The 24,772-nt window shown below is 70.1% G+C and carries 25 protein-coding genes; 13 read left to right on the top strand and 12 right to left on the bottom strand.

The window, feature by feature from the left end:
- Window positions 1–4: 4 nt before the first annotated feature.
- Complete coding sequence (locus tag AC3FMM_RS19500) at window positions 5–3,448, bottom strand: maltotransferase domain-containing protein (protein ID WP_488687312.1); 3,444 nt, start codon at window positions 3,446–3,448, stop codon at window positions 5–7.
- A gap of 338 nt (window positions 3,449–3,786) precedes the next feature.
- Between AC3FMM_RS19500 and AC3FMM_RS19495 the strand changes: the two genes are divergently transcribed.
- The 3 genes from AC3FMM_RS19495 to AC3FMM_RS19485 are packed head-to-tail and all read left to right on the top strand — an operon-like array spanning window position 3,787 to window position 5,275.
- On the top strand, window positions 3,787–4,158 hold the full coding sequence (locus AC3FMM_RS19495) for a hypothetical protein (protein WP_115713148.1): 372 nt from the start codon (window positions 3,787–3,789) through the stop codon (window positions 4,156–4,158).
- Between the two features lie 36 nt (window positions 4,159–4,194).
- Complete coding sequence (locus AC3FMM_RS19490; RefSeq protein WP_116314509.1) at window positions 4,195–4,629, top strand: PA2169 family four-helix-bundle protein; 435 nt, start codon at window positions 4,195–4,197, stop codon at window positions 4,627–4,629.
- A 28-nt stretch (window positions 4,630–4,657) separates the two neighbouring features.
- Entirely contained in the window at window positions 4,658–5,275 is a 618-nt protein-coding gene (locus AC3FMM_RS19485) for a diguanylate cyclase (RefSeq protein ID WP_488687311.1), read from the top strand.
- Between the two features lie 103 nt (window positions 5,276–5,378).
- Here AC3FMM_RS19485 and AC3FMM_RS19480 read toward each other — a convergent pair whose 3' ends face one another.
- Both AC3FMM_RS19480 and AC3FMM_RS19475 read right to left on the bottom strand, forming a co-directional pair.
- Window positions 5,379–5,723, bottom strand: coding sequence for a hypothetical protein (locus tag AC3FMM_RS19480; RefSeq protein ID WP_488687310.1), 345 nt, complete (start codon window positions 5,721–5,723; stop codon window positions 5,379–5,381).
- An 81-nt stretch (window positions 5,724–5,804) separates the two neighbouring features.
- Window positions 5,805–6,371, bottom strand: a complete 567-nt coding sequence (locus AC3FMM_RS19475) for a CinA family protein (protein WP_115683694.1) — start codon at window positions 6,369–6,371, stop codon at window positions 5,805–5,807.
- Window positions 6,372–6,712: 341 nt separating this feature from the next.
- On the opposite strand from AC3FMM_RS19475, the gene AC3FMM_RS19470 reads away from it, so the two are divergent.
- The 4 genes from AC3FMM_RS19470 (at window position 6,713) to AC3FMM_RS19455 (ending at window position 9,174) form a co-directional block, all read left to right on the top strand.
- The gene (locus AC3FMM_RS19470) at window positions 6,713–7,849 is read left to right on the top strand and encodes a flavodoxin family protein (RefSeq protein ID WP_488687309.1); all 1,137 of its coding nucleotides are present in this window, start codon (window positions 6,713–6,715) and stop codon (window positions 7,847–7,849) included.
- 44 nt (window positions 7,850–7,893) lie between these two features.
- Window positions 7,894–8,460 carry a BON domain-containing protein gene (locus AC3FMM_RS19465; protein ID WP_116314506.1) on the top strand — a complete coding sequence of 189 codons (567 nt, stop codon included), beginning with the start codon at window positions 7,894–7,896 and terminating at the stop codon, window positions 8,458–8,460.
- Window positions 8,461–8,485: 25 nt separating this feature from the next.
- On the top strand, window positions 8,486–8,758 hold the full coding sequence (locus AC3FMM_RS19460) for a BON domain-containing protein (protein WP_115713153.1): 273 nt from the start codon (window positions 8,486–8,488) through the stop codon (window positions 8,756–8,758).
- 98 nt (window positions 8,759–8,856) lie between these two features.
- The gene (locus AC3FMM_RS19455) at window positions 8,857–9,174 is read left to right on the top strand and encodes a hypothetical protein (protein ID WP_115713154.1); all 318 of its coding nucleotides are present in this window, start codon (window positions 8,857–8,859) and stop codon (window positions 9,172–9,174) included.
- A 34-nt stretch (window positions 9,175–9,208) separates the two neighbouring features.
- On the opposite strand, the gene AC3FMM_RS19450 is transcribed toward AC3FMM_RS19455, so the two are convergent.
- Together AC3FMM_RS19450 and AC3FMM_RS19445 are read right to left on the bottom strand one after the other, a co-directional pair.
- On the bottom strand, window positions 9,209–10,606 hold the full coding sequence (locus AC3FMM_RS19450; protein WP_488687308.1) for an erythromycin esterase family protein: 1,398 nt from the start codon (window positions 10,604–10,606) through the stop codon (window positions 9,209–9,211).
- Window positions 10,607–10,665: 59 nt separating this feature from the next.
- A complete protein-coding gene (locus AC3FMM_RS19445; protein WP_018007233.1) occupies window positions 10,666–10,887 on the bottom strand; it encodes a DUF2188 domain-containing protein in 222 nt (73 codons plus the stop codon).
- A 174-nt stretch (window positions 10,888–11,061) separates the two neighbouring features.
- Here AC3FMM_RS19445 and AC3FMM_RS19440 point away from each other — a divergent pair, with 174 nt between their 5' ends.
- Window positions 11,062–11,370 (top strand): hypothetical protein, encoded by a 309-nt coding sequence (locus AC3FMM_RS19440; RefSeq protein ID WP_010814535.1) that lies wholly within the window; start codon window positions 11,062–11,064, stop codon window positions 11,368–11,370.
- A gap of 56 nt (window positions 11,371–11,426) precedes the next feature.
- On the opposite strand, the gene AC3FMM_RS19435 is transcribed toward AC3FMM_RS19440, so the two are convergent.
- The 4 genes from AC3FMM_RS19435 to AC3FMM_RS19420 form a co-directional block, all read right to left on the bottom strand.
- A complete protein-coding gene (locus AC3FMM_RS19435; protein ID WP_115713156.1) occupies window positions 11,427–12,794 on the bottom strand; it encodes an MFS transporter in 1,368 nt (455 codons plus the stop codon).
- A 152-nt stretch (window positions 12,795–12,946) separates the two neighbouring features.
- Window positions 12,947–13,171 (bottom strand): DUF2783 domain-containing protein, encoded by a 225-nt coding sequence (locus AC3FMM_RS19430; RefSeq protein ID WP_326347500.1) that lies wholly within the window; start codon window positions 13,169–13,171, stop codon window positions 12,947–12,949.
- 36 nt (window positions 13,172–13,207) lie between these two features.
- Complete coding sequence (locus AC3FMM_RS19425; protein WP_488687307.1) at window positions 13,208–14,950, bottom strand: FAD-dependent oxidoreductase; 1,743 nt, start codon at window positions 14,948–14,950, stop codon at window positions 13,208–13,210.
- A 59-nt stretch (window positions 14,951–15,009) separates the two neighbouring features.
- Window positions 15,010–15,969: an MBL fold metallo-hydrolase gene (locus AC3FMM_RS19420; RefSeq protein ID WP_115700894.1), complete on the bottom strand. Its 960-nt coding sequence runs from the start codon at window positions 15,967–15,969 to the stop codon at window positions 15,010–15,012.
- Between the two features lie 311 nt (window positions 15,970–16,280).
- Here AC3FMM_RS19420 and AC3FMM_RS19415 point away from each other — a divergent pair, with 311 nt between their 5' ends.
- Both AC3FMM_RS19415 and AC3FMM_RS19410 read left to right on the top strand, forming a co-directional pair.
- A complete protein-coding gene (locus AC3FMM_RS19415) occupies window positions 16,281–17,108 on the top strand; it encodes an IclR family transcriptional regulator (protein WP_488687306.1) in 828 nt (275 codons plus the stop codon).
- Window positions 17,105–17,935 carry an IclR family transcriptional regulator gene (locus AC3FMM_RS19410; RefSeq protein WP_473704145.1) on the top strand — a complete coding sequence of 277 codons (831 nt, stop codon included), beginning with the start codon at window positions 17,105–17,107 and terminating at the stop codon, window positions 17,933–17,935. The genes AC3FMM_RS19415 and AC3FMM_RS19410 overlap by 4 nt, the downstream gene beginning before the upstream one ends.
- A 10-nt stretch (window positions 17,936–17,945) precedes the next feature.
- On the opposite strand, the gene AC3FMM_RS19405 is transcribed toward AC3FMM_RS19410, so the two are convergent.
- Window positions 17,946–18,926, bottom strand: coding sequence for a Bug family tripartite tricarboxylate transporter substrate binding protein (locus AC3FMM_RS19405; protein ID WP_116314498.1), 981 nt, complete (start codon window positions 18,924–18,926; stop codon window positions 17,946–17,948).
- Window positions 18,927–19,039: 113 nt separating this feature from the next.
- Entirely contained in the window at window positions 19,040–21,013 is a 1,974-nt protein-coding gene (locus tag AC3FMM_RS19400) for a PAS domain-containing hybrid sensor histidine kinase/response regulator (protein ID WP_473704146.1), read from the bottom strand.
- A 249-nt stretch (window positions 21,014–21,262) separates the two neighbouring features.
- Between AC3FMM_RS19400 and AC3FMM_RS19395 the strand changes: the two genes are divergently transcribed.
- Genes AC3FMM_RS19395 through AC3FMM_RS19385 form a run of 3 tightly spaced genes read left to right on the top strand, consistent with a single transcriptional unit; the run spans window position 21,263 to window position 23,282 of the window.
- The gene (locus tag AC3FMM_RS19395; protein WP_488687305.1) at window positions 21,263–22,066 is read left to right on the top strand and encodes a Crp/Fnr family transcriptional regulator; all 804 of its coding nucleotides are present in this window, start codon (window positions 21,263–21,265) and stop codon (window positions 22,064–22,066) included.
- Between the two features lie 40 nt (window positions 22,067–22,106).
- Window positions 22,107–22,421 (top strand): flagellar transcriptional regulator FlhD, encoded by a 315-nt coding sequence (flhD, locus tag AC3FMM_RS19390; RefSeq protein ID WP_473704147.1) that lies wholly within the window; start codon window positions 22,107–22,109, stop codon window positions 22,419–22,421.
- Window positions 22,422–22,448: 27 nt separating this feature from the next.
- On the top strand, window positions 22,449–23,282 hold the full coding sequence (locus AC3FMM_RS19385) for a hypothetical protein (protein ID WP_116314496.1): 834 nt from the start codon (window positions 22,449–22,451) through the stop codon (window positions 23,280–23,282).
- A 13-nt stretch (window positions 23,283–23,295) separates the two neighbouring features.
- On the opposite strand, the gene gabD is transcribed toward AC3FMM_RS19385, so the two are convergent.
- Window positions 23,296–24,744 carry an NADP-dependent succinate-semialdehyde dehydrogenase gene (gene gabD, locus AC3FMM_RS19380; RefSeq protein WP_092315737.1) on the bottom strand — a complete coding sequence of 483 codons (1,449 nt, stop codon included), beginning with the start codon at window positions 24,742–24,744 and terminating at the stop codon, window positions 23,296–23,298.
- Between the last annotated feature and the right edge of the window lie 28 nt (window positions 24,745–24,772).

The raw sequence follows: 24,772 nt of genomic DNA, 5'->3' as shown, positions 1-24,772 counted from the left end.
CCTGTCAGGCGCCGTGCGGGTCGGTCGAGACCGGCGCAGCAGGTGGGCGGGGGGCGGGACGTTCCAGCGGCTGCACGTGCCAGACCGCGAACGGCAGCTGCGCCGGGTCGAGCCGGATGCGCTGGTGCTTGCCGCGCAGCTCGAAGCGCTGGCCGCGCATCAGGTCCTGCACCGCCAGGCCGGCCTGGTCGGGCAGGCCCCATTCCCACAGCGGGATTTCGATATCGGCATCGTGCGCGGTGCGCGGGTCGAGGTTGATCGCCACCAGCAGCACGTCGTCGCCGAACAGGTAATCGGTGCCCGGCACGAAGCGCGCGAACCACAGCACCGCGTCGCTGCCGGCATGGTAGAAGCGCAGCCCCAGGTGGTTCTGCAGCGCGGGGTGGCCGGCACGGATCTCGTTGAGGCGCGAGATCTCGGCGACGATATTGCCGGGCTGCTGCCAGTCGCGCACGCGCAGCTGGTATTTCTCGGAGTCCAGGTATTCCTCGCGCACCTTGCCATCGAGCACGAAGGGCGCGCTCTCGCACAGTTCGAAGCCGCTGTACATGCCCCACAGCCCGGACAGCAGCGTCGCCAGCGCCGCGCGGATCAGGAACGCGGGGCGGCCGCCGTGATGCAGGAAGTAGGGGTTGATGTCCGGCGTGTTGACGAAGAAGTGCGGCCGGAAGAAATCGCGCAGAGGACTCTGCGTCAGCTCGGTCAGGTACTCGGTCAGCTCCCACTTGGTGTTGCGCCAGGTGAAGTAGGTGTACGACTGGCTGAAGCCCAGCTTGGCCAGGCGCGCCATCATCTTGGGCCGGGTGAAGGCCTCGGCCAGGAAGATGGTGTCAGGGTGGCGCGCGCGCACGTCCGCGATCATCCATTCCCAGAACGGCAGCGGCTTGGTGTGCGGGTTGTCGACGCGGAAGATGCGGATGCCGTGGTCGGCCCAGAACATCACCACGTCGCGCAGTGCCTGCCACAGCGCGGCACCGGCCGGCGGCGCGGCGTAGAAGTCGACGTTGACGATGTCCTCGTACTTCTTGGGCGGGTTCTCGGCGTAGCGCAGCGAGCCGTCGGGCCGGTGCGCGAACCACTCCGGATGGTCCCGCAGCCACGGATGGTCGGGCGAGCACTGGATCGCGAAGTCCAGCGCCAGTTCCAGGCCCTGCGCGGCGGCGGCGTCGATCAGCCGGCTGAAATCTTCGAAGGTGCCCAGCTCCGGATGCAGCGCATCGTGGCCGCCTTCGGCGCTGCCGATGGCATAGGGGCTGCCGGGATCGTCCGGCGCGCTGCGCAGGCTGTTGTTGCGGCCCTTGCGATGAGTGCGGCCGATCGGGTGGATCGGCGGGAAGTACAGCACGTCGAAGCCCATCGCGCGGATCGCGGGCAGGCGCGCGATGACGTCGTCGAAGGTGCCATGGCGCTGCGCGTCGTTGCTTTGCGAGCGCGGAAAAAGTTCATACCAGCTGGCGAAGCGCGCGGCCAGCCGGTCGGCCTCGACCGGCATCGCCACCGGATGGCGCGACGCGAACGGGCGTCCGGCCGGGGTCTGCATCACGGCCTGCATGGCCGCGGCGGTGCGCTCGGACAGCAGCAGCTGCAGGCGCCGTTCGTCGTCGCCGGCGGCCGCGGTCAGCTCATCGACGATGGCGGAGAGTTCGTCGTTCGTGGCGGGCTGCTGGCTGCCCTTCTTGCCGGACTTGCGGCCATTGCCGGCCTTGCCGTTGCCCGCTTTTCCATTTGCCGCCGGCCGCAGCAGCGCATCGGCCACCAGTCGCGCGCCTTCCTCGATTTCCAGCGCGACGTTGAGGCCCGCCGCGCGCTTCTTGCCGATCTCGTCGAGCCAGCTGGCATAGGTGTCGCGCCAGGCCTCGACGGTGAATTCATGCCGGCCCAGCGCCACCAGCGGGAAGCTGCCTTCCCAGCGGTCGTTGACGCCCGGCTGCATCGGCGTCTCGCGCCAGTCGGTCTCGCCCGGCGCGCGCCACAACACCGCGGCGGCAAGCTTGTCGTGGCCATCCATCCAGATATCGGCGCTGACGTCAACGCGCTCGCCCACCACGCGGCGCACGGCGAAGCGGCCGGCGTCGCAGCCGGGCTCGACCCGTTCGATGGCGATGCGCGGCGCCTCCATGGCGGCCACCACGCTGCCCAAACCGGTGACCGCCAGGGTTTCGTGGCCGTGCGGCGCGGTCGCGTCGGGCCGCGGCATGCCGGGCCGGCTCAGCGGCACCGGTGGCACTTCGTAGAGACGGATATCGGCCGGCGCCAGCGTGATGCTGGACAGCGCATCGAGTCGGCTGGTGCCGTCGAGGGTGCCGCCCGGTCCGCCCGCGGCCGGCTCCAGGCGGGCGCTGGCATGCGGCATGGCACTGAGCACGCGGTCGGCGCCCAGGCTGGCCGGTTCCATCGCATCGGGGTTGAGCACCACCGCCAGTGCGGGGCCCGCGTCGGGCACGGCCGGGTCATCGCGGCGCGGCGCGGCATCGGGCCCGTTGCCATGGCCATTGGGGGTGGGCAGGCGCGCCAGCACGGTCAGCGGCGCGTCGGGGCCGCTCAGCAGGCGCACGGCCAGGGCCGGTGCGGGGTCGCGCGCGGCCAGCCAGGTATTGGCCTCGAGCACTTCATGGGTGATGTCGTAGGGCACGCCGTCATGCACGTGGCCGTCCGGCGCCAGCGGATCGCGCGCCTGCGCGCCGCCGGTCTCGAACCCCGCCGGCACCAGGATGCCGTCGCCGATCGCCGCGGCGGTCCACAGCGCGCGCCGCGCGCTGAGCGCGTCATGGCGCGCCGGCGCCAGCGCCGGCGCCGCCAGCACCCGGCCTAGGCGGCGCAGCCGCGCCATTTCCTCGGTCAGCCAGGCGCTGCGGTAGTCCCACCACGGCAGCGAGCAGAAGGCGCCGTCGAAGCCGGCGGGCGCGAGTTCGTCCAGCTGTGCCGGGGTCAGCCCCGGGGTCCAGGCCAGGAAGCGCGGTGTGCCGCGCGCCGTTTCCGGCACCGCATCGCCGCGCAGGGTTGCCAGCAGGGCGGCCCAGCACTCACCGGGCACGCGTGCCGGGGCGCGGCAGCAAAAGCCGGCCGCGCCGGCGGCCCACGCCAGGCGCAGCCGCGCCGCCCACCATTGCACCAGCGCCTCGGCGATGTGCCGGTCATGCCAGCGCAGGCGCGTGCCGGGGATATGGTTGTCGGTTTCATGCGGCGCGAACGCGGGCGCCGCGGTGTCGATCCAGGCGGCATCGGGAAGGTCGTCGGTCCCGGCGGCGCCGTCCGCCATATAGCGGTCCAGAGAAATATCGAGCAGTGGGGCCAGGCCATGCCGGGCGCACGCCGCGAGCGTGTCGTCCTCGGGCAGGTGCGGCCAGCCGCCGATCAATACGTGGTCGAACCCCAGTGCCGCCACGCGCTGCAGCGCATGCTGATCGGCTTCGGGCGTTCCGGTCAGGTCGATCTGGCAGATCCGCACATGTCCTCCCGGTGTTTCGCTCCGTCGGAGCAACAAAAATCCCGGAGCGGCGCCTTGCGGCCAGCCGCCGGGATGGCTCTGCCATGCGAAGTGCGTGCCAGCGCGCCCGCGCGCGGCGACGGGCCGGTTTGCCGAGGCACCGCAAGGGCGTGCGGCGCGCCGGCGCATGTGCCGATTCGGCAACGGCTTGTAAAAAGTACTGGTGGCCGCCGCGTTGATGGAAATATCGCGCAAGGCCGCGCAGGCGCTGCCGGCCGCTGCATTCCCCGGTATGGTTCTTGCCCCTGTGAGCCCATGCGTGCCATCGCCGGCACGGTGGCAACCATCTAAGGGGACCCATGGATCAGTGGCTGGAGGCGGCGCAATGGCCGGCAATGGTGGTGACGGTAGTGGCGACGTGGCTGGTCGGCTCGCGCTCGATCGCACGGCGGCGCGCCGGCTTCTGGGTGTTCCTGGCCAGCAACGTGCTGTGGATTGCATGGGGCTGGCACGGTGACGCCCATGCGCTGATCGTGCTGCAGCTGGCGCTGATCGCCATGAACCTGCGCGGCATGCGCGAGGCGCGCAAGGCGTGGCGGGCCGCATCGCAGCACGCCTTCGCTGCAACTGGCGCCACGCAGGGCCAGCCGCTATCCTTGGACCAGTCCGGCATGCACCGCATGCCCGGCGCCAACGCGCAACCGCCGGCAGCCGCCGGCTCCGATCGGTGACTTCACGGTCCGCCCGCGGACCAGGGCAGGTGTGCCATGGCGAAGAAGAAAATCCTGTTGCTCAACGCGCTGATCGCGGCCTCGCGCGAGGGCGAACTGGGCTGCCGCCGTGCCGCCACCGCCGCGGCCAACCCCCATCTCAAGTCGGTGCTGACCAGCCGCGCGAATGCGTTCGCGCAGGCCGCGCATGAACTGCAGGCGTGCCTGCTCGACCTGGGCGAGGTGCCGGAGGCCTTGCCGGCCTCCTCGGCCCACGCGATTGGCAAGCACAGTTCCGACCGTTCCATCGTGCAGGCCATCAGCAAGCGCGAACACGCGGTGCAGCGGCGCTATGCGCGTGCGCTGCGCACGCATGTGCTGGGCTCGCGCCTGCGCGCCGTGGTGCGCCGGCAGTATCGCGGCGTGCAGTTGAACCACGAGCTGTTCCGGGTGCTGCGCCAGCAGTACCGCGCGCCGCAAGAGCGGCTGTAGCAGGCGCGCATCGGGCCATACCACTGCCATGCCGGCCGACCTCACTGCCTTCGAACATGCCGCCCGCCTCGTGCTGATGTACGGGCTGGTACCGCTGTGGCTGCTGGCGGGCGTGGGCGACTGGCTCTGCCACCGGGCCACGCAGATCGAACGCAACGCCGGCGTCACCGAATCGCTGCTGCACATGCTGATGCTGGCCGAGGTGGGCCTGCCGCTGCTGCTGGTGCTGTTCCTGGAGGTCAACGCGCTGCTGATCGCGGTGGTGCTGGCGGCGTTGGTGATCCACGAGATCACCGCATGGTGGGATGTGCATTACGCCAGCAAGCGCCGCCATATCGCACCGGCCGAGCAGCACATGCACAGCCTGCTGGAAGTGCTGCCGCTGGCCGCGGCGTCGTATGTGGTGGTGCTGCACTGGGACCAGTTTCTGGCCTTGTTCGGGAGCGGCCCCGAGCCGGCGCGGATGGCGCTGGCGCTGAAGGCCCAGCCGCTGCCGCCGGCGTATCTGGCCAGCCTGCTGGTAGCGGTGGTGCTGCTGGCGGGGCTCCCTTACCTGGAGGAGCTATGGCGCTGCGTGCGCTGGCGCCGGCGTGAACGCGATGCCCTGCTGGCGCAGGCGACGCGGGCGATGCGCGGCGGCGGCTGACCTGCCGCGGCGCCCGCTCACGCGATAGTCCGTTCCGGTGCGGGCGCTGCAGGCGAGCAGCCGGCGCGCACGGCGCGCCGCGTGTCCAGGATCAGTCAGGCGCTTACTGCTTGGGCACCGGATCCGGCGAATCGCCCTTCGGTCCGCTTGGCGCGTCGGCGGTCGGTGCGGCGGGCGCGCCCTGCTCGCGCGGCTTCTTGCTGCGCGCGGTGGTCGAGGCCTTGTCCGACTTGGACTTGGATTTCTTCATGGTGTCCTTGGCGCCCGGAGCGGAAGCGGAGCCCATGTCGGTGGCGGCCGGCTGGTTGCGCGACGCCGGAGGCGAACCTTCGATCGGCGGCACGCTGGGGTTCGGCACGTTCGGCGACGCCGGGGCTTGTTGGGCAAAGGCCGGCAGGCAGAGCGCGGTGCCGACGACCAGTGCCGTGGTAGCGAGAGTGCGTTTCATGATGGTCTCCATTGCAAGACTACGTCGGTCGGGCCCAGGGCCCTCGGGATTGCCGGCATGCCGTCTCGGCGCGCCGGCGATTCATGGGCGCGCGTCGCGGCCTTGCCCGCTGCGCGCCAGTTCGTGGTAGTGGCAGATGCGTGCCAGGGCCCAGTCGGCGGCGGCTTCGCGCACGGCGTTGCGCGCACCGGCAAAGCGGCGTGTCTCGGTAAAGGCTGCGATGCCCTCCGCGTGCGACACCACGTCGTGCGCGGCATGGCCGTGGCGGCGGAATACCCAGGCAAAGCACTGGGTGCCGGCGGGGATATCGCCGTCGCCGCCACCATCGGCCACGCCGGTGTTGGCGATCGCCAGGTCCGCGCCGGTCAGCTGCATGGCGCCACGCGCCATTGCCAGCGAAACCGCCTCGCTGGTCAGGCCATGGCGCCGGATGGTCTCGGCCGGGACATGCAGCAGCTGTTCCTTGGCGGACGGCGAGTAGGCCACGATCGCGCAGCGCAGCACGTCGCCGCATCCTGGCACCTCGGCGATGCGCGAGGCGATCAGGCCGGCGGTGCAGGATTCCGCCGTGACCACGCGCAGCCCATGGCGCAGCAGATAGCGCGCAATGCCGACGTTGTTGCCGCCGCCTGCGGCGCCGTGGCTCATCGCAATCACTCGCATGTTCTCCCTTGCGGTATCCGCAGTCGATTTCCCGCAGGGCGGCAGGTTCCGTGCCAGCAAGTGGATAGCGCACGCGCGGCGCTGCAGGGACAGCGCGCGCGCGCTGGCGCCACCGACGGGTCCAAATGCGGGGAAAAATGTACATGCAGCGCCGGAGCGCGCCTGTAAAAGCTGCGCGCCGCGCGCGACGCACACCATGCGCGGCGGTGGCGCTCATCTTGCATGTCCGGTGCGCAACAACCTGTACGGAGACCGTATGGAGACCCGTACCGAGGCCATTACGCATTACGGAGACCGACATGCCCGAGCAGCCGCCGAAGCCGCCCATGCCATCCGCGCCCCCAGACCGTCCCGCGCACGATGCGCCGCGCGCGCCGCGCCACGCCGGCAACCCCGAGGACGTGCGCAAGGGCCAGGTCACCAGTCCGCTGCCGCGCGAAGTCTTTCGCCAGCGCTTCCTGGCGCGCTTTACCGACCCCGCCTATCGGCAGGAGGACGAAGCGCTGGACCGGCTCGAGCGCATTGCCTGGGATGCCTATGCGCAAAGCCGCAAGGCGCCGCTCACGCACAAGGCGGGCGCGGGCTATGCCGACCCGGATTACGATCTCTCCGACGAATGGCGCGCCGCCAGCGAGGCGGTGCGCGTGGCCCAGCAGCGCCAGTCCGATCCCGCCACGCGCTCGCGCGTGCTGCTGGTGTGCGCGGCCTCGCGCAACGACTACACCTGCCCGGGCGAGATGTCGAAATCCTGGCGCCTGGCCGGGCGCGCGCGCGAGCGACTCGAAGCGCAGGGCATCGAGGTCGACCTGCTCGACCTGAGCCACCTGACTTCCGACGCGCAACTGCATATTCATCCATGCAAGGGCTGCGTATCGACCGCGATGCCGCTGTGCCACTGGCCGTGCAGCTGCTATCCCAACCATGCGCTGGGCCAGGTCAATGACTGGATGAACGAGATTTACCCGCGCTGGGCCGCCTGCCACGGCGTGCTGATCGTCACGCCGGTGTACTGGTACCAGGCCACCAGCCCGCTCAAGCTGATGATGGACCGGCTGGTCTGCGCCGATGGCGGCAACCCGGATCCCACCACCACGCGCGGCAAGGACGTGGCAAGGGCCAAGGCGATCGAGCTGTCGGGCTGGGACTATCCCAAGCACCTGGCCGGGCGCGCCTACGGGCTGGTGGTGCATGGCGACGTCGCCGGCATCGAAGGCGTGCGCCGCGCGCTGTCGGACTGGCTGGACTGGATGGGACTGGTCGATGCCGGCGCGCAGGCGCGGCTGGACCGGTATATCGGCTACTACGAGCCTTATGCCACCAGCCACGTCGCGCTGGACCACGACACCAGCGTGCAGGGCGAAGTCGACAACGTGGCGCGTGCGCTCGCTTGCGCGGTCGAGCAGCTGCGCCATGGCCAGCTGCGCACCGCGGACCACGGCCTGGTGCCGCCGCGGCAGAAGTAGCGCAACGAGCCGGGGCAAGAACGGAGGCAACAACGGAGGCAACGATGGATCGCAGAGACAACTGGCGCGGCCCGCCATGGCACGAAAGTGCCGTGCCCGAGGCCGATATGCGCAGCCACTACGTGGGAGCCTATGGCGTGTACGACTATGACCAGCCAGTCGACCCCGGCGAATTTGGCGGGGGCCGCGTTGCCGGACGCGGTAGCGGGGAATGGCGGCCGCACGAGGTCCAGGCCCCGCAAGCCCGGGGCAGGGCCGATCCCTACCGCCAGTTCACCGGCTACAACGAGCGCATGGACCTCTACCGAGGCGGGACGCAGCCATGGCGGCCGGTCGGGCCGCGCAACTACCAGCGCAGCGACGAGCGCATCCTGGAAGACCTGTGCGAGCAACTGACGCGCAGTGGCCGGCTTGACCTGAACGAGGTCGAGGTGCGGGTCGAGCAGGGCGTGGTGACGCTGGAGGGCAGCGTGCCGGACCGGCACCAGAAGTACCGCATCGAGGATATCGCCGACGAGGTCTTCGGCGTCAGGGACCTGGTCAACCACCTGCGCGTGGCAAGGCCGGCCGGCGCCGAGGGCCATCCCGGCCACGGCATGCGCATGTATTGAGGGCGGCGGCGCGCAGACCATGCCCATGCCCGGTTCGAAGGCAGACACCAACCCGCGCGGCAACGCCGTCGGCGCGGCCGACACCGCGCTGCAGGCCTCGCTGTGCGAGCGCTTGTGGGAGAGCGGCCTCGACGTCAGCGAGATTGCGCTGGACGTGGCGCAGGGCCGCATCACGCTGCGCGGTGCGATCGGCAGCGCCGCCGATCGCGCCGCGGTCGAGGCCTGCGTGCGCACGCATGCCGGCGGGTGCGACGTCGTCAATCACATCGAGGTCGCGCCCGACCGCACCGGCGGCTGAACTGCCCGCGCTGGCACGGCTTTCGCAATGGAGCCGGTTCCGGCCACTGCCGAACGCGGCTGGCCATCAGCGATGGATTAACGAGGAAGGAGACTGTCATGAGATACACCGCGATCCTTGCGCTGGCCGCGCTGCTCAGCGCCCCCGCGTGGGCCCAGACCACCACCACTCGCCCTGGCGCCGACACGCGCGCGCCGGGCACGTCGGCCTCCGATGTCATGCCGGGCCAGGGCGACACGCGCCGCGCCACTCCCGCCACGCCGGCCACACCCGCGACCCCGGGCGGCCCGAGCACCCGCGCCACCCCGGCAACGCCTGCCACGCCGGCCAGCCCCGCCGTCAACGAGGGGCCGCAATCGCCGCAACGGTATGACTATCCGGCTTCGGAACCGAAGGCGCCTAAGAGCCGCAAGTAACTGAGGCAAGCAACTGGCGGGCCGCGCCAGCGTCTCAGAGACCCGAAGGCCAGGTCTCGGGCGCGCCCGGTGCCGGCGCCGCGGGTAGCGCCGGTACCGCGCTGCTGCGGTCGAACCACGCCAGCACATCGAACTGCCGCGGCAGGATGGCGCGTGCGTAGTGACTCTGCAGTTCAGTCTCCGGGCGGTAGATCACGCCGATGAAGCGCTCCTGCCGCGCCGGCATCAGCAGTTCGCGCAGTTCGGCGTGCACGGCGCTGCCCTTACCGTCGTCAACACCGTCCCCGCGTAAATCCGTCCAGCCCTGCGCATGGCCTGCTGCGTGGAACAGGTGCTCGTAGCTGTCTGTTCGGGCGGGGCGCACCTGCTTGATTTCCATGGGACCGTCCCACGAGGTTGCCGCCGCGACGGTGCCGTCGTAGGTGCTGAAGCCGACCAGCGCGGCCGCGTCGCCAAAGGCCTCGCGGCATAGCTGGCCGATATTCAGCTGGCCCTGGCTGGTGCCCATCTCGGTTTGCGACGCATCGCCGATATGCGAGTTGTGCGCCCACACCACCGCGCGCGATGCCGGCCCATGGGCGTGCAGCAACTGCGCCAGGGTCTCGAACATATGCGTGTCGCGCAGGTTCCAGCTGTCGTCGCTGCCGTGGTACATGACGCGGTAGTAGCGCTCGGCCGAAGCCACCAGGCGCGCATTCTGCGCGGCATCGAGGAAGTCCTCGTGCCCGTCGCGCGCGTAGGCGAGGCGCTTGTCGAGCAACGCCTGCAGTTGTTCGACCACAGCGTTCTCGCAGTTGGCATGGGTGCCGTGCAGCACGGCGCGGCCGTAGCGCGCGGGGTCGCGCCGCCATGGTTCCAGGCAGCCATAGCGCTCGCGCGCAGCCTGCGCGGCGCGGGGATCGACGCCTTCCAGGTAAGCCAGCACCGCCGCCATCGAGGCGCCCAGGCTGTAGATATCGAGGCCGAAGAAACCGGCGCGCCGGGCCGGCGCCAGCGCGGCATTGTGCGCGTGCAGCCAGCGGATAAAGCGCGCCACCTCGAGGTTGCGCCACATCCAGACCGGGAAGCGCGTAAAGGCGGCGCCAGGGGATTCGGCGGGCCGCGGCGGGCGCCCGCGCACATGGCGGTCCACCGCCGCGGCGTCTGGCCAGTCCGCCTCCACCGCGATGATGCCGAAGCCGTGCCGGGCCACCAGCTGCGCGGTCAGCGCGGCGCGGGCGTGATAGAACTCGGCGGTGCCGTGCGTGCTTTCGCCCAGCAACACCACGCGGTGGCTGCCGAGCCGATCGGCCAGCGCCGCGGCAGCGTTGGCGAAGGGGCCGGTGAACGGATTCTCGGCCGCGTGGTCGATCGCCGGCCACGGCACGGTCGCGGCCGCAAGGGCGGACACAAGGGCGGCCACGGCGTGCGGGTCGGCCCGGTGTTGTGGCATGGTGTCGCGGGCTGCCGGCAGCGTGCCGGCGTCATCGGCGTTGCGGCAAGCAGCGCGGGTCAGCCGTGAATGGTGCGGGGATCGTGGCCGAAGCTGTTGCGCGAGCGGATCTGGCCGTCGCGGCCATGGATCAGCAATTCGACGTGCTCGCGCTGGGCCTGCGAGGTGCCGGCGGCAACCGCCTCTTCCTGCGTGGCGTGGTGCGATTCGGCGTAGCGTGCGCCTTCGTGGATGACGTCCCAGCCTTCGTCGTGCGGAACGACGTGTATGTTGCTGCCCATGTCAGGTCTCCCTCGGATATCGGTCCTTTTATTGTGGTCGATCTGCGCGCGCTGTCTATCCGGCGGCGTCTGACAGGCGCGAAGCGCTTCTGGTTCCACTTTCGGATGGAAATCCCTGGTTATTTGTCCGGCCTCTTGTAAGCTGGACTTGGATCGCAATAAGAGGAGCGGACCATGCGTGCAAGATTTGCCAGGGGGCTGACGCAGTCGCCGGTGACCGTGGTGGCCCGGGCGTTCGACGGAGAAGCGGTGCGCACTCCCCAGGTGGGCGACCTGGTGACGGTGTATAGCCAGGACCAGGACACCGAATTCAATATCCGCCTGTGCGAGGCCGTCGAGCCCGGCCGCTGGCGCGGCGTGGTCTACGCCATCGGGCGCGGACAGGACGTGCTGGTCACCGCGGAAGGGCTGGAAATAGACGATGTGGTCGAGGTGATGCGGGAGGAAATCGCCTCCGTGATTCCCTGCGGCCGATCCCACTGAACGCCGCACCCATGCGGGTGCGGACTATCCGGAATTGAGGTTTCCCGAGGCCTGGCTCACGCCGGCCGCGCGGGCTGTTTCGGCACGCCCAGCCACATCGCCAGGCCGCTCGCCAGCAGCAGCACCGCCAGCAGGTAGAGCGCATGGTCGAGGCTGCCGGTGCGGGTCTTGATCTGGCCGATCACCCACGGGCTGACGATGCCGCTGGTGATGCCGATGCTGCTGATGAAGGCGATTCCGGCGGCGGTGCCGGCGCCGGGCAGGTAGCCCGGGGGCAGCGCCCAGAACACCGGCAGCGCGGCAAAGATCAGCACCGCCGCCACCGACAGGATGGCCAGCATCGCGCCCAGTCCCGGCAGCGGCAAGGTCAAGGCCGCCAGCGCCAGCGCGCCGCCCGTGGTGCACAGCAGGAAATGCCGATGACGCTCGCCGGTGCGGTCCGAATGCCGCGCAATCAGGATCAGGCCGACCGCGCCCACCGCATTGGGCACCACCGAATACAGGCTTACCGACATCACGTCGGTCACGCCGAAATCGCGGATCATCAGCGGCATCCAGAAGCTGAGCGCGAGCGAGCCGCAGGTCAGCGAAAAATAGATAAAGGCGAACAGGTACACGCGCGGGTTGCGCAGCACCTGGCGCAGCGCATGCAGCGAGTGGCCGCCGCCCTGGGTATGCGCGGCGGTGTCGCGCAGCAGGTGGGCGCGTTCGCGCTCGCTCAGCCAGCTGGCCTGCTGCGGCCCGTCGACCAGCAGGCGCGCGGCCGCCAGCCCCAGCAGCACCGCCGGCGCGCCTTCGATCGCGAACATCCATTTCCAGCCCTGCAGCCCCAGCACGCCGGCCATGTCGCGCATGATCCAGCCGGACACCAGCCCGCCCAGCACGCCCGCCACCGCCACGCCGGCAAAGAAGATCGCCATCACCGCGGCGCGCCGGCGCGCGGGAAACCAGTAGGTCAGGTACAGCACGATGCCGGGGAAGAAGCCGGCCTCGAACACGCCCAGCAGGAAGCGCAGCGCGTAGAACTGCGCCGGCGTCGACACCGCCATCATCGCCACCGACACGGTGCCCCACAGCACCATGATGCGGGTGAAGGTGCGGCGCGCGCCGAAGCGCGCCAGCAGCATGTTGCTCGGCACCTCGCACAGCACGTAGCCGACGTAGAACACCGCCGCGCCAAGGCCGTACATGGCATCGCTGAAGCCCAGGTCCTGCTTCATCTGCAGCTGCGCGAAGCCGATGTTGATGCGGTCCAGGAACGACACCACGTAGCAGACGAACAGGAAGGGAATGATGCGCAGCCAGACCTTGCGGTAGAGCGCATCCTCGTCGCGCGCGGCGAGTGCTGCGGTGGTTGGGGCGGCCGGGGCGGAAGGCGCCAGGCTGGATAGGGACGAAAGCTCCCCTGAGACCGGATGGCTCATCGATGTTGTCTCCGTGCGGTGGTGGCTGCGGCGGCAGGCAGCCGGGCGGTTGCCGCCAGTGGGCCGCGTCTGGTGCGCGTTGGCCCGGGATGGGTGGAATGACTGCGCCGGGCGCAGGCCCGGACCGGCCGCGCCTGCGCCTGGTTATCCGGTCATGCCGGCGTGGTGTCGGCGCTGGCGATTACGCCGGCGCGCGCCTCGGCCAAGGCCGCCAGCAGCACGTCGTGGTCGCCGATATGGTTGGCGAGCAGCAGGATCAGCTGCGCGTTGGCGGCCTGGCTCTGGGCCTCGTCGAGGTCGCGGTGCATCTCGATCAGCGCTTCGTAGAAGTCGTCGGGGCGCGCCAGGTTGGGCTGGGTGTTGAGCAAATTGGGCATGGCTATCTCCATTGGGCAGGGCTGGCGTCCGGGCCATCAGGCGGCCATGCGGCCCGGCTGCGGCGCGCGCAGGTCGGCGCCGGTGGCGCGCGCCAGCGCCGCGCGGATTGCGGCAGGGTCGGGACGGTGCCAGCGCGCGCACACATGCTGGTCGGGACGGACCAGGTAGCAGGTGCCGGGCCTGGCGCCGTAGCGCGCCGCCGCCAGGCCCTGGTCGTCGCGCAGCACGGTGGCGTGGGTGCAGGTCATGGGCAGTTGCACGGCGTCGGTCACATAGACCAGCTGCAGCGGTGTGCCGGCCTGCTTCAGAGCGGCCAGGTCGGCCAGGGTGCCGCCATCGATGGCCTCCGGATTGCCAAACACCAGCAAGGTGAAATCGCCACCAAGATACGACAGCAGCCAGCCGGCGCCGTCCACGCCGGACACCGGCGCATCGCAGCAGACCGCACCCGGCACCAGCTTGCCGGCAGCATCCGGGGCGGCGTCCTCGGTGTTCAGCGGCGAGCCATGCAGCACCGCCGGCACCGACAGCCTGCCGCTGTTCACCAGCGCGCGCGCGAACGCATGGCGCCTCGACAGCGCCAGCACCGCGTCGCGGAATACGCGGCTGGCGGCGCTCTTGGGCGTGATGAAGTCGGTCGAGCGGGTGGAGTTGCGGATGTTCTCGTCGGCGGCGAACTCGCGCTCGCTGGCGTAGGTGTCGAGCAGCCGGTCGCAGGCATGGCCCTGCAGCACGTAGGCCAGCTTCCACGCCAGATTCTCGGCGTCCTGGACACCGCTGTTGGCACCGCGCGCGCCAAACGGCGAGACGCCGTGCGCGGCATCGCCGGCGAACAGGATATTGCCGTGGCGGAAGCTGTCCATGCGCTGGCAGGAGAAGGTGTAGACGCTGACCCACTCCAGCTCGAACTTCACGTCCTTGCCCAGCAGCGCCTGCACCCGCGGGATCACGCGCTCGGGCGACTTCTCCAGCACCGGGTCGGCGTCCCAGCCCAGCTGGAAGTCGATGCGCCAGACATTGTCCGGCTGGCGGTGCAGCAGCACCGACTGGTGCGGATGGAAGGGCGGGTCGAACCAGAACCAGCGCTCGGCCGGGAAATCGGCCTCCATCTTCACGTCGGCGATCAGGAAGCGGTCGCGGAAGGTGCGGCCCTTGCTGTCCAGCCCCAGCAGCTTGCGCATCGGACTGCGCGAGCCGTCGGCGGCGACCACATAGCGCGCGGCCAGCGGGTAGCAGCCGTCGGGGGTCTCGACTGTCAGCACCACGCCGGCGTCAGGCGCGCGGCGGCTTTCCACGCCGACCACCTTGTTGCGCCAGCGGATCTCGATATTGGGCAGCGCTTGCGCGCGCTCCAGCAGGTAGCCTTCGAGGTAGTACTGCTGCAGGTTGATGAAGGCCGGACGGCGGTGGCCGCTGTCGGGCAGCAGGTCGAAGCTGTAGACCTGCTCGTCGCGCAGGAACACCCTGCCGACATGCCAGCGCACGCCCTTGTCGACCATGCGCTCCCCGCAGCCGAGGCGGTCGAAAATATCGAGCGTGCGCTTGGAAAAGCAGATCGCGCGCGAACCGGTGGACAGCGTGCAGTCGTCGTCCACCAGCACCACGGGCACGCCGCGTTGCGCCAGGTCGATGGCGGTGGCCAGCCCCACCGGGCCGGCCCCGACCACGACCACCGGATGCACCGCCGCGGGCGCGGCATCAGCGGATTGCCCGGCGCGCTGCTGTTCCGCGCAGGGCTGGTAGGCGAACGTCAGCCGCTGGTAGTCGATGCTGCTCATGCTTGTGTCTCCTCCACCTGAAAAACTCTGTTGTGCGATGGCTTGCTGATGTGCCGTCGTCAGTCCTGCAGCGCGGCCCACATATCCTGGTCGCGCTGGGCGGTCCAGATGCGCGGATGGCGCATGCCGCTGGCCTCGTCGTAGGCGCGCGAGACATCGAAGGGCAGGCAGTGCTCGTAGATGAAGACGTGGCCGAACTTCGGGTCCATGGCGCGGCGCGTGTGCGCCATCGCGGCCTTCAGGTCGAGCTTCTCCGCCACCGCTTCCTGGCCGGACCTGAACAGCGTGGTGACGAAGTCCTTGGTGTAGGCGATGCCCTTTTTCACTTCATCGGGCGTGGTCAGCGCGGGGCCGCGGCCCGGCACCAGCTTCTCGGGGTTCAGCGCCTGCAGCGCATCGAGCGTGGCCGGCCATTCGGCCAGCTGCGCGTCGCCGCAGTAGCAGGCGGCGTCGTATTCGACCAGGTCGCCGGAAAACAGCACCTTCTGCTGCGGCAGCCACACCACGGTGTCGCCCTTGGTATGGCCCGAGCCCAGGTGGGCAATGCGCACTTCCAGCTGGCCCAGGAACAGGGTGATTTCCTTGTCGAACACCAGCGTCGGCCAGGTCAGGCCGGGCACCGTTTCCACGCCGGCGAACAGGCGCGGGAAGCGTTCGATCTCGGACTTCATGTCGGCCTCGCCGCGCTCGACGATCATCTCGTAGGTGCCGCGGCTGGCGATGATCTGCTGCGCGCCCTCGGCAAAGTAGGCCGACGCGCCCAGCACGCGCACGGCGTGGTAGTGCGACAGCACCACGTACTTGATCGGCTTGTCGGTGATGGTGCGGATGCGCGCGATCAGGTCCTGCGCCATCGCCGGCGTGGCCGTGGTGTCGACGATCAGCACGCCGTCATCCCCAATCACCACGCCGGAGTTGGGATCGCCCTCGGCGGTATAGGCCCACGCGTTCTCGGACAGCTGGGTGAAGGTGATCTGCTTGGCTTCCAGGTCGGCCTGCGATGCGAATGCCTTGGACATGGCGTCTTTTCCTTTTGTGGGCAGGGCGGGACGGCGCGGGAATGGCCGCAAGCGCATGCGGCGTGGCACTGGCTGTCTCGCCCCCGTTCGTATGGATTTCCGGATCTCGCACGGCTGGGTCGGCCGTGTCGCGACGGGGTAATGCCATCTTAGGAAAGGTCGTCGAATTAATCAATAGCGAAATGATTAGCCTATGACAAATAATTGGAGCGACGAACTTCGACCGGGTCGAGATGGGGGTAAACCCGCGTGCGGCGGGATCCGGGAGGCGTTCGATTAATATCCGGTTTTTCCGAACACACAGGACGCTGATGGCCAGACCCAGGGCGGGGACAGCGGTGGCGCCGGCGGGCGCGCCGGCGGCGCGTGCCGACAAGGCGCAGCGCGGCATCCAGAGCGTGGAGGTGGGCGCGCGTCTGCTCGCGGCGCTGGCTGCGGCGCGCGTGCCGATGCCGCTGGCGGCGCTGGCCGACGCCGCGCAGCTGGCGCCGGCGCAGGCGCATGCCTATCTGGTCAGCCTGGCGCGGCTGGGCCTGATCAAGCGCGACCACCTGTCCGGCCGCTACGAGCCCGGACCGCTGGCGCTGCGCCTGGGCCTGCTGCATCTGGAGCAGGACGCCGCCTGGCGCGCCGCGCTGCCACGCGCGGACGCGCTGGCGCAAGCGCTGGGCTGCAGCGTGGCACTCTGCCTCGCCGGGCCGCAGGGACCGACCATCGTGCGCTATGTGCCGGCCACCGCGCCGCTGCACGTCAACCTGCACGTGGGCACGGTGATGGCGCTGGCGGCCACTGCCACCGGCCGGGTGTTCTGCGCCTTCCAGCCGCCGGCGCAGTGGCAGCCGTTGTGGCAGGCGCAGCAGCCGGATGCCAGCGAAGCCGACCTGGCCGCGTTCGGCGACAGGCTTGCGGAAATCCGTGCGCGCGGCATCGAGCGCAGCATCGATGCGCCCAGCCCGGCCGTCAGCAGCCTCAGCGTGCCGGTGCTCGACTGCGCCGGCGCGCTGCGGCTGGTGCTGACGCTGGTGGGATCGACCGGTGCCATCGACGTCGACTGGCACGGCGCGGCGGCGCGGGCCTTGCTCGCCGCGGGCGCGGAGATCGGCGCGGCGCTGCGCGAACCGAACGGTGAACAGGCATGAGCGGCGCGACCGAAACCACGCAAGACCCCGACGGCGGCAAGCCACAGCGCGGCATCCAGTCGCTCGACAGCACCGGCCAGTTGCTCGGCGCGCTGGTGGCTGCGGGGCGGCCGCTGCCGCTGCGCGACCTGGCGCTGGCCGCAGGCATGCCGGCGGCCAAGGCCTTTCCGCACCTGGTCAGCCTGCAGAAGACCGGACTGCTGGCGCGCGATGCCGCCGGCAACTACCTGTGCGGACCGCTGGCGCTGGAACTGGGGCTGATCGCGCTGCAGCGGCTGTCGCCGACGCGCGAGGCCGAACCGGAGGTGATCGAGCTGGCCGGGGCCACGGGCCTGAGCGTGGCCATGGCGGTGCTGGGGCCGCTCGGGCCCACCGTGGTGCGGCTGGAAGAATCGGCGCGGCCGCAGCATGTCAGCCTGCGCGTGGGCACGGTGCTGTCGCTGGTCCATACCGCCATCGGCCGCACCGTCGCGGCGCACCTGCCGGCCAATGTGCTGCCGGGCCTGCTGCGCAACGATGCGCTGCGCATGGCAGGCGCCGCCGCCGACCAGGTGCTCGAACCCGGCGGCAAGCTGGCGCCGGCCTACGCCGGGCGTCTGGCGCAGGTGCGCGCGGCGCGCATCGACAATGCGCAGAGCCATCCGGTGCCGGGCATCGACACGCTGGCGGCACCGGTGTTCGACCACACCGGCAGCCTGGCGCTTGTAATCGCGGTGATGGGTTCGAGCGGCAGCTTCGACAGCGACACCGAAGGCGCCACCGCCGCGCTGGTGCGGCAGGCGGCGGCGCGGCTGTCGTGGCGCTTCGGCGCGCCGGACGCAACCTGAGGCCAGGCAGTCAGTTGTCCAGCTTGATGTTGGCGGACTTGATCAGGCCGTCCCACTTCTCGTATTGCGCGCGGATATAGCTGCCGAACTGCGCCGGCGTGGCGGGGAAGGGCACTGTGCCCTGGCTGGCCAGCCTGGCAGCCAGGTCCGGCTGCTTCAGCGCCGCCACGATCTCGCCGTTGAGGCGGTCGATCACGGCCTTGGGCGTGCCCGCCGGGGCCGCCACGCCGAACCATGCGGTCAGCTCGTAGCCGGGCACGCCGGCAGTGGCCAGCGTCGGCACGCCGGGCAGTTGCTCGGACGGCTTCTGCGTAGTCACCGCCAGCGCGCGCACGCGCTTGTCGCGGATATACGGCAGCGCCGTGGAGACACTGTCGAACATCATGGTGATGCGCCCGCCAATCAGGTCGGTCATCGACGCGGCGCTGCCCTTGTACGGAATGTGCGTGATCTCGACACCGGCCAGGTGCGTGAACAGCTCGCCCGCCAGGTGCGACGACGAGCCGTTGCCGAACGAGCCGTAGGTCAGCCTGCCCGGCTCCTTGCGCGCCAGCGCCAGCAGTTCCGGCACGGTGCGCGCCGGCACGCTCGGATGCACCACCAGCACGTTGGGCAGGTAGGCCACCGACGCCACCGGCGCGAAGTCCCTGAGCGGGTCGTAGCCGGGCTTGTCATAGAGGCTCTTGTTCACCGCGAGCGAGCCGAAGGTGCCGAACAGCAGCGTGTAGCCGTCGGCCGGGGCGCGCGCCACGGCGATCGCCGCCAGGTTGCCGCCGGCACCGGGGCGGTTGTCGATCACCACCGGCTGCTGCAGCCGCGCCGACAGCGCGTTGCCGATCTCGCGCGCCAGCAGGTCGGTGGCGCCGCCCGGCGGGAACGGCACCACCAGCCGCACCGGCTTGTCGGGGTAGTCCGCCAGCGCGGTGCCGGCGGCGGTGGCCGCGCATGCAAACAGCAGCCCCATGGCCGCACGCCTGATCCAACCCTGCATCGCTGTCTCCTTTCCTTGATCTGTTGCGATGGAACGGGCGTCAGTGTGTCGCAGCCGCGGCGCGCGCGGGTTCGGGATTGGCGAAGGTCGGGTTCGGCCCGATGCCGTGCCGCTCAGTCAGGCCGGCGCAGCCGCGCGATGGTGCCGAACAGGGTTTCCAGCTCCACCGGCTTGACCAGGTGCGCATCGAAGCCGGCGGCCTCGGTATGCTGCCGGTCCGCCGGCTGGCCGAAGCCGGTCAGCGCGACGTAACGGGTCGATTCGGTGCCCGCCACGCCGCGCATGGCCCGCACCACCTCGAAACCGTCCATGCCCGGCATGGCCAGGTCGATCAGCGCGATATGCGGACGGCAGCGCGGCGCCACGTGCAGCGCTTCGGAGCCGTCGTAGGCGATGGTCACCTCGTGGCCGCACATCTCGAGCAGCATCGCCAGGCTGTCGGCGGCGTCGCGGTTGTCGTCGACCAGCAGGATGCGCTGCACCTGCAGCTCGGCCTGGTCGTGGCCGGTGGCGGGCAGGGCGGTGCGGTGCGCATCGTCGGACGGGCGCGCGGCCGGTAGCGGCAGCCGTACCGTGAAGGTGCTGCCCAGCCCCGGCCCGGCGCTGGTGGCCGCGATAGTGCCGCCGTGCAGCTCCACCAGCGAGCGGCACAGCGACAGGCCGATGCCCAGCCCGCCCTGCACATCGGTGCCCGGCCGGCTTTCCTGCACGAACAGCTGGAAGATGTCCTCGAGCGCATGGGGCGAGATGCCGCGGCCCTGGTCGGTCACCCGCAGCTCAAGGGTACGGTTCTGCACCGCCGCGGCAATCGTCACCACCGCGCCGGACGGTGAAAACTTCGACGCATTGAGCACCAGGTTCTGCAGCACCTGCACCAGCCGGGTCTTGTCGGCATCCATACGGATCGCGCCGGGCGCGCCCTGCACGTCGACGCGCTGCGACTTGGCATCGAGCGCCGGGCGCGCGCCCTCGATCGCCAGCGCAATGATCTCGTCGAGTTCCACTGGTGCGGTGCGCAGCTCGATCCGGCCGGAGGTGATGCGCCCGATATCGAGCAGGTCGTCGACGAGCCGGCTCAGGTGCGTCACCTGGCGCTCGATCAGGGCCAGGCTCTGGTTGGCCAGCGCGCCGTCGCCCGGGGCGAGCCGCATCGCGGTCAGCGCGCTGCGCACCGGCGCCAGTGGATTGCGCAGCTCATGCGACAGCGTGGCCAGGAACTCGTTCAGGCGCTGGCTGGAACGTTCCAGCTCCTCGCGGCGGCGGCGTTCGCTCATGTCGCGCGTCACCTTGGCAAAGCCGCGCAGCGCGCGCGAATCGTCGTAGACGGCGGTCAGCGTGACATTGGCCCAGAACAGCGAGCCGTCCTTGCGCACGCGCCAGCCCTCGTCCTCGACGCGCCCGGCGCGCCGGGCCAGGTCGAGGTGCCGCGCCGGCTTGCCGGCGGCGATGTCCTCCTGCGGATAGAACAGCGAAAAATGGCGGCCGATGATCTCGTCGCGGCGGTAGCCCTTGATATAGGACGCGCCGGAATTCCAGCTGACGATATGACCGCCGGGGTCGAGCATGAAGATCGCGTAGTCCTTGACCCCCTCCACCAGCAGGCGCAGCGATTCCTCGCTCTGGCGCAGCGCCTCGGCGGCGCGGCGCTGCTCGGTCAGGTCGCGCGTGACCTTGCCGAAGCCGATCAGCCGGCCCTCGGGGTCGCGCAGGGCGGTGATGACGACGTTGGCCCAGAAGCGGCTGCCGTCCTTGCGCACGCGCCAGCCCTCGTCCTCGAAGCGGCCCAGTTCGGCGGCCGCCTTGAGCTCGGCGTCGGGCCAGCGCCGGGCCACCGCGTCGGGCGTATAGAACTGCGAGAAATGCTTGCCCAGGATCTCCTCGCGCCGGTACCCCTTGATGCGGGCTGCGCCCTTGTTCCAGCTTGAGACATGGCCACCCACGTCGAGCGTGAAGATGGCGTAGTCCTGCACGGCTTCCACCAGCGTCCGGTAGGGGGTGTCGGCGGCGTTCGGATGGTCCGGGCCATTGGCCTCGAGGCTGCTGGCGTTGCCGGCAAGGGGTTGTGGATCGTCGGGGCGTCTTGTCATGGGATGGGTGGGGCGACGTGCCGGCGCTGCCGGCGCATCCGATCCTGATGGTGCGGTAAGGATACGCCTGCTTGCGCTGCGCTGGCACCCGCCCGCACGGCCAAGTGCAGCACGGACGTCCCGGCAGGCCGGCGCACGGCAACGTCGGACGCTTCCGTGCCGGGAATCGGAATGTACGGATTGTCTGGCCAGGGCGGCTCAATAGAATGGACGCACGAGGTTCTCAAGGTCTCACTGCCCACAGCGCCGATGACACAGTCCGACGATCGCCAGCCGCAGCGCGAAGCCATGCCGTGCAGCACGTGTTGCCAGATGGCCGGCGCCTGCCCTGACTGCGCACCGGCCGGCCAGGCATGTGGCGCGCCGGGCATCGAAGCGGCGCAACGCATGGTGCGCCTGCGCAAGGGCGAATTCCTGTACCTGATGGGAGACCCGGTGACATCGGTCTATGCCATTCGCGTCGGCACCATCAAGACCCATGTCACCACCGAGGACGGGCGCACCCAGGTGGTCGCCTTCCACTTCCCCGGCGACATGGTCGGGCTGGACAGCCTGGTGCGGCCGCACTATGCGTCGTACGCCACCGCGCTGGAAGACACCAAGCTGTGCCTGTTCACCGTGGACGCGCTGCGCCTGGCCGCGGCCACGCTGGCGCCGTTCGGCCGGCAGCTGCTGCTGGCACTGGACGGCCAGCTGCAGCGCGCGCGGGCGGTGCAGACCATGCTGGCGCTGATGACCGCCGAAGAGCGCCTGGTGACGTTCCTGCTGTGGCTGGCGGACGGCCTGGCGCTGCGCGGCTATTCATCGTCGGCCTTTGTGCTGCGCATGAGCCGCGAGGAAATCGGCAGTTATATCGGCCTGACGCTGGAAACGGTGAGCCGGCAGTTCTCGCGGCTGGCCGAAGGCGGCCTGATCACGGTACGGCACCGCACCATCACGCTGCTCGACAAGGCCGCGCTGCGGGCCATTGCCGCGCGCCCGATGATCCTCGCCCATCCGCCCGCGCCGCGCTTGCGCAGCGCCGGCGACGCAACCGCACCCGCGCGAGGCTGACATGGAACCGGCCAGGACACCCGCAGCAAGCGATCCCGACATGCATCGGGAAGCGGATGCCGACCGCCTGCGCCAGATCGAGACGCTGAACCTGTCCTACCTGCTGCTGGTACAGCGGCTGATGCGCGAGAACGAGGCCGAGGCGTTGTTCCGGCTCGGCCTGGGTCGCGAGATGGGCCGCCTGCTGGCATCGCTGACGCCGACGCAGGTCATCGCGCTGGCGCGGTCCAGCCTGATGCTGTACCGCTTCCGGCTGGATGACAGCCTGCTGGTGGCCGCACTGACCGGGGCCGAGCCGCCGCACGCCTTGCACGGCATGCATGCCGCGATCGTGATGGCATCGCGGCGGGATTGAGACACGACTTCTGGAATCGGAGGGTATATGACGGGCAATGCGATCACGCATGTCGATCTGAAGCGGATGACCATGGCCGCCGACCGCCGCGGCGGGTGGCCGCCCGCGGCCGACCGCACCGAAATCGCCGGCACGCTGCAGATGCAGGACATCGTCCAGGCCCTTGGCGCCGAGGCCGCCGAGCAGCGCTGCATCGAAGCCGGCCTGGAAACGCTGGCCATGGCGGGGCACCCGCCGGTGCGGGCGGTGGCCTCGGTGGGCCATGGCCGGCAGCCGGCGCTGGAGTTCCATGTCGATGCGGACATCAAGACCTGCGTCGCGCTCGACCGCACCCTGCAGCAAGCCATCGCCAGCCGCTTCACCAGCGTGCTGCCGCCCGGTCTGGCGGTATCGGTGCTGCCGCTGGACATCTATGTGCGCGAATGCGGCGGGCAGGACCAGGGGCCCGAGGCGCCGGCCTGGGGCGAGTGCGCGCGCGAGCTGCTGTCCGGCGGCGAGATGCAGCAGCGGCTGGCGGTGGTATGCGCCTATCTGTCGGTATTGCAGGACGCGCAAAGCCTTGCCGAGCGGCTTGGCTACCTGCAGCAGAACCTGCTCGACCAGGGCCAGGAGGCGCTGTCCTGGCGCCTGCGGCGGCACCGCAGCGTCGAGGGACGCTCGCTGGCGCAGGCGCTGGAGGGGCTGGCCCGCGCCGCGGACGGCGCGCTGTATGAGTCCGGCACCCGCTACAGCCGGGAGCGGGCCAGCTACCAGGTCGAACAGATGCAGCAGGTGCATGACCAGATCGCGCGCTTTCGGGACAGCTGCCGGCTGGCGCAGCCGCAGTCCGGTCCCCGGCACGCCGCGGGCACGGCGGGCTGAGGGCGCGCTGGGGTCAGATGCCGGCCATGCAGGTGTACTTGATCACCAGGTAGTCGTCGATGCCGTAATGCGAGCCCTCGCGGCCCACGCCGGATTGCTTGACGCCGCCGAACGGCGCCACCTCGTTCGAGATCAGGCCCGTATTGACGCCGACCATGCCGTATTCCAGCCGCTCCGAGACGCGCCAGACCCGGCCCAGGTCGCGCGCATAGAAGTAGCTGGCCAGGCCGAACTCGGTGTCGTTGGCCATGGCGACCACGTCGTCCTCGGTGTCGAAGCGGAACAGCGGCGCGAGCGGGCCGAAGGTTTCCTCGCGCGCCACCAGCATGCCGGGCGCGACGTCGGCCAGCACCGTCGGCTGGAAGAAGGAGTGCCCGAGCGCGTGGCGCTGGCCGCCTTGCAGCAGGCGGGCACCCTTGCCGAGCGCATCGGCGATATGCTCCTCGACCTTGGCCACGGCCTTGTCGTCGATCAGCGGGCCGATGCGCACGCCGTCGTCCATGCCGTTGCCCACCTTCAGCGCCGCCACTGCGGCGACCAGCTTCTGCGCAAATGCTTCGTACACGCCGGACTGCACGTAGATGCGGTTGGCGCAGACGCAGGTCTGACCGGCATTGCGGTACTTGGAAACGATCGCGCCTTCGACGGCGGCGTCGAGGTCGGCATCGTCGAACACGATAAAGGGCGCGTTGCCGCCCAATTCCATCGACACCTTCTTGATGGTGGCGGCGGTCTGCGCCATCAGCACGCGTCCGACTTCGGTCGAGCCGGTGAAGGTCAGCTTGCGCACCAGCGCATTGCTGCTCATCTCGCCGCCGATCGCGCTGGCCGAGCCGGTCACCACCGACAGTACGCCGGCGGGGATGCCGGCACGCTCGGCCAGGGCCACCAGCGCCAGCGCCGTCAGCGGCGTCTGCGAGGCGGGTTTGACCACCATGGTGCAGCCGACCGCGAGCGCCGGGCCGGCCTTGCGGGTGATCATGGCGGCGGGGAAGTTCCACGGCGTGATCGCGGCACAGACCCCGACAGGTTCCTTGGTCACCACGATGCGCTGGTTGCTGACCGGGGCGGGAATGGTATCGCCATAGACGCGCTTGCCTTCCTCGGCAAACCATTCGATGAACGAGGCCGCGTAGGCGATCTCGCCGCGCGCCTCGGCGATCGGCTTGCCTTGCTCCGCGGTCATGATGCGGGCCAGGTCTTCCTGGTTCGCCATGATCAGCTCGAACCATTTGCGCAGCAGCGCCGAGCGTTCCTTGGCGGTGCGGGCGCGCCATGCCGGCAGCGCGCGGTTGGCGGCCTCGATGGCCTGGCGGGTCTCTTCGGCGCCCAGCTGCGGCACCTGGCCGACGCGCTCGCCGGTGGCGGGATTGGTCACGTCGATGCGGCGCTCGCCATCGATCCAGCGGCCGTCGATCAAGCACTGCTGCCGCAGCAGCGAGGAATCCTGGAGGTTCAGCATGGTTGTCTCGGTGTATGCCGGCAGTGGC

Source organism: Cupriavidus sp. 207A1, from assembly GCF_057798955.1.
The sequence above is the reverse complement of the archived record's forward strand: the minus strand, read 5'-3'. Positions and strand labels throughout refer to the sequence as shown.